4 protein-coding genes and 1 pseudogene are annotated in these 3,817 nt (G+C 57.7%); all 5 read right to left on the reverse strand.

Annotated features, from left to right (window positions below):
- Positions 1–148: 148 nt before the first annotated feature.
- Positions 149–814 (reverse strand): flagellar basal body-associated FliL family protein, encoded by a 666-nt coding sequence (locus tag V6C07_RS06760; RefSeq protein ID WP_333535586.1) that lies wholly within the window; start codon positions 812–814, stop codon positions 149–151.
- A 59-nt stretch (positions 815–873) separates the two neighbouring features.
- Positions 874–1,254: a chemotaxis response regulator CheY gene (locus V6C07_RS06765; protein WP_291301747.1), complete on the reverse strand. Its 381-nt coding sequence runs from the start codon at positions 1,252–1,254 to the stop codon at positions 874–876.
- A gap of 75 nt (positions 1,255–1,329) precedes the next feature.
- Complete coding sequence (locus V6C07_RS06770; protein ID WP_333535588.1) at positions 1,330–2,112, reverse strand: FliA/WhiG family RNA polymerase sigma factor; 783 nt, start codon at positions 2,110–2,112, stop codon at positions 1,330–1,332.
- Between the two features lie 336 nt (positions 2,113–2,448).
- Positions 2,449–3,261, reverse strand: coding sequence for a MinD/ParA family protein (locus V6C07_RS06775; RefSeq protein WP_333535590.1), 813 nt, complete (start codon positions 3,259–3,261; stop codon positions 2,449–2,451).
- Between the two features lie 29 nt (positions 3,262–3,290).
- A pseudogene (locus V6C07_RS06780) lies at positions 3,291–3,817 on the reverse strand (flagellar biosynthesis protein FlhF); the annotation flags it as partial.

Genomic DNA, 3,817 nt, shown 5'->3' on the forward strand with positions numbered 1-3,817 from the left:
AGGGCCGCCCTGTGAGGCCGGGGCTGTGCCGGCGCGGAGATCTGCCTGCAATCGGATCCCGCGCTGTATGCGCATGCCTCGCGGGGCGGGAAAACGGCCTTGCAGGCTGTCAGCATGGTTGAAAAGGCGTAAAAAACGCCGTGTTGCTTTATTCCGCAAGGTAGCTTTCAAAGAGCACGTCATCAATGTGACCTGATGAAAGATAGTCATTAAGAATGCTCGTCAGATCCCGCTTGATGTTGACAGCATTGTCGGGGTTAAGCAAGTAGTCGTCACTCTTGCCGCTCAGGTAAAAGAACAGGGCGTCACGCAGGGAGATCATTTTATGATCCATCTCGCCGCTGACGCTGGCGCGTTTGCTGATTGTCGAGAACTTGCACACCAGAAAACGGGTCACGCCGTTTACCTGGCGGGGAACCACAAAGGGAGCCATTTCTTTTATATAGTCTGTTGGCGGCACATCGGCAGGCTGCGACGGAACCACAATGACTTCGGGCTTGATTTCGAGGGGAGGCGGTGGCGGCGTGCGCAGAAAAAACCACCATGCGGCTGCGCCAAGCAACAGCAAAAGCACAGCGGCCCCGGCACCGATAATAAGGAGTTTTTGCTTTTTTCCCGCTTTGGGATCAGGAGGAACCTCGGCAGGAAGCTTTTTGTCGCCCTGTACGGCCGGGCTGGCGGCTTCCTGCTCTTCCTTCAGAAAAGGGGCGTCGTCAAGATCCAGTTCCACCTTGCGCACGGCCGGATCAGGCCCCGGTGAAATCTGCATTTCGTCCCTGGCGGGAGCATCTTTGACGTCAGTCTTGTTTGCCACAAGATTCTCCTGGCCGCCGCGTTGGGGCCTGTCGCCCGCAGGAACGCCCCTGCACCGGATCAGCCGAAGATTTTGTCGATCTTCTGTTTCATGGTGTCGGCAGTGAACGGCTTGACGATGTAGTTGGAAACCTTGGCCTGCACGGCTTCGATGATGTTTTCCTGCTGGGCTTCGGCCGTGACCATAAGAAAGGGAATGTGCGCGAACTGTTCGCTGGCGCGTACTTTACGCAGAAGGTCAATGCCCGTCATGTTGGGCATATTCCAGTCAGAAACAATAAAGTCTATTTTTTCGCGGTTGAGCACTTCCCATGCGGTGGTGCCGTCATCGGCCTCCACCACGTTCTGAAAGCCGATCTGGCGCAGAATGTTGCGCACAATGCGACGCATGGTGGAAAAGTCGTCAACCACAAGAACACGCATGTTGGGATTATAAGGCATGTTGAAAGCTCCTTAACGCCTGCGGGGGCGCCGTAGCGGGGCTTGCCGCGATGTTCGCGTCTGCCCGTTGCATCGTTATATGTCAGCGTCCTCACCATACAGGCTGACGAATTCTTTGCGCAGACGGCTCAGGGCCTGTGAATGCAACTGTGAAACGCGGCCTTCAGTGATGCCCATGACTTCAGCAGTTTCACGCATATTCAACTCATCAGTATAGTAGAGCGACAGTACCAGCTTTTCCCTTGGCGTCAAGCGGCCTATAAGCGGGGCAACTCTTTCCACCAGTTCACGAAAGGCTGTTTTGCGGTAAGGTTCTCCATCGGGTTCCTGAGCGTCGCCCGAAATGGTGTCTTGTATGGCATCCAGTGAAAGCCAGAGCTGGTTTTGCAGTGCTTCAAGCCCCTGGCGCACGTCCCGCAGGGGAAGGCCGGTAATGCCCTGAAGTTCTTCTTCCGTGGCCTGGCGGCCATGCTCGTGCTCCACCTTGCGCATGGCTTCGTCGAGAGTGCGCACACGCTGGCGCAGGGAACGGGGAAACCAATCCAGTCTGCGCAATTCGTCCAGCATGGCGCCGCGGATGCGGCTTTCAGCGTAGGTTTCAAAGCGTATGCCCAACTGCGGGCGAAACTTGCCCAGGGCCTCCATAAGGCCGAGCGTTCCGGAGCTGATGAGTTCACCAAGCTCCACGCTGCGCGGCAGTTTGGCCTTGAGCCGCAGGGCCAGAAAGCGGATTTTGGGGCCATAATGGCGCACCACGGCTTCCTGTTCTGCCGGAGAAAAATTTTCCCAGGCGGTTGCCCCGGTTTCGAGCGCTTCCCAGGGGCCGGGGGCCTGCGCTTGAGCTGTTCCGGTTTTCATGTTGCTATCCTTCCGGTTTTGCCTCTCTCACCCCGTGGCATGCTGGATGCCGGTTTTGCGCCGCTGCCCCTGCCCGCCAGGCTGTGCAGGACGCGTTATTCCACGTCAGGGTTGATGTCTGGACGGTGCTGACGCCCGTCTGCCGGGGCCGAAATGCCTCTGCTGAAGCAAAGCGCTCTTGAAACGTTCCAGAGCAATTTCACTTTGAAATTGCTCTGGCGGCTGCGTGAGCAGTCGCCCGCCGCAAAGATGCAAGCGCAATTTACTTGCGCGGTTAAGCAGCGAAGCGAGCGTGTCTTAAACTTTGAGAATGTACATTCTCAAAGTTAATCTACTCTAGCGGAAAAGCAGTTTTTTCCAGAAAAATTTGATGTTGCCGTCAAGGTTTTCAGGCACATCCCACTGCGTGATGCCTTGCGCCAGATCCATGACAGCACGTGACGCCGGGCTTTGCGGTTCGCTGACGCAGAAGGGCAACTGCTGCACCACGGCCTTGCGCACACCCGTATCGCGCGGGATGACGCTCACAAGTTCCAGCGAAACTCCGCTCAAAAAATGGTCGCAGGCTTGGGCCAGCCGCACAAACATTTCCTTGGCGGTCTTCTGGTCGGGGGCCATGTTGACGCATACCCTGAAGCGCTCCACACCGTGATTGGTCTTGAGAACCTTGATAAGGGCGTAGGCGTCCGTAAGGGAGGTCGGCTCCGGGGTGAGCACCACGAGGCGTTCCTGGGCGGCCATGTTGAAATACAGGACGTTGTCGCTGATGCCTGCGCCGGTATCTACAATGAGGTAGTCAAGGTCGTCTTCCAGTTCGTCCACGGCGTCAAGCAATTCCAGCTTCTGACCTGTGGAAAGGGTGAGCATTTCGCTCATGCCCGAAGAGGCCGGCAGGATGGAAAAGCCGTAGGGCGTGGGGAAAAGAATGTCGCTAACGCTGGCGCCCTCGTGGAAGAGGTGAAAAATGTTTTTCTGCGGCGTGAGGCCAAGCACCACGTCCACGTTGGCAAGCCCCAGGTCCGCATCAATGAGCACCACCTGTTTGCCAAGCTGCGCAAGGCAGATGGCGAGGTTGACCGAGATATTGGTCTTGCCTACCCCGCCCTTGCCGGAAGTGACGGAAAATACCAGGGGGAATGTGCCGCTCATCTGTGTGCTCCGCGTAGTTTAGGCCGTGCTTAAGCCGCCTGGCCGGGGATTTGCCTTTTAAAAATCAGTCGCCACACCAGCGGCTCCGTGGCCGGGGCAAGGCTTTCCTTGAGTTCCGCGCCATAAGACAGTGCCGATATGGGCAAACCGGCTGCGCACGCCACGTTGACTATAGTACCAAAGCTCACGGCTTCGTCCAGCTTTGTCCACACCAGGGACCCCGGGCCGTCGCACTTGTAGCGGTGCAGGAATGCCTGAATCTGCACGGCATCGCAATAGGGCGAAAGCGTCAGATGCGTGGCGGCGTCCACTTGCGCCAGGCCCATTTCTTCGCGCCACCGGGCAAGGCTTGTGGTGCGGTCAAGGCCGGGAACGTCAATGAACACGGCGTCGGCGTCGGCGGTGGCCTTCAGCGCTTCCTGCATGGCTGCCTTGTCCGGGGCTTCAACGTAGCTGAAATTTGAAAGTTCTGCCCAGTGCCGCAGTACCAGGCGGCCGTTGCCGCGCAGGCAGTCGGCATTGATGAAGGCTATGCGCGCTTCAGGCTCGGCCTTGC

It is taken from the genome of Desulfovibrio sp. 1214_IL3152 (assembly GCF_036763055.1).
Classification (GTDB): Bacteria; Desulfobacterota; Desulfovibrionia; order Desulfovibrionales; family Desulfovibrionaceae; genus Desulfovibrio.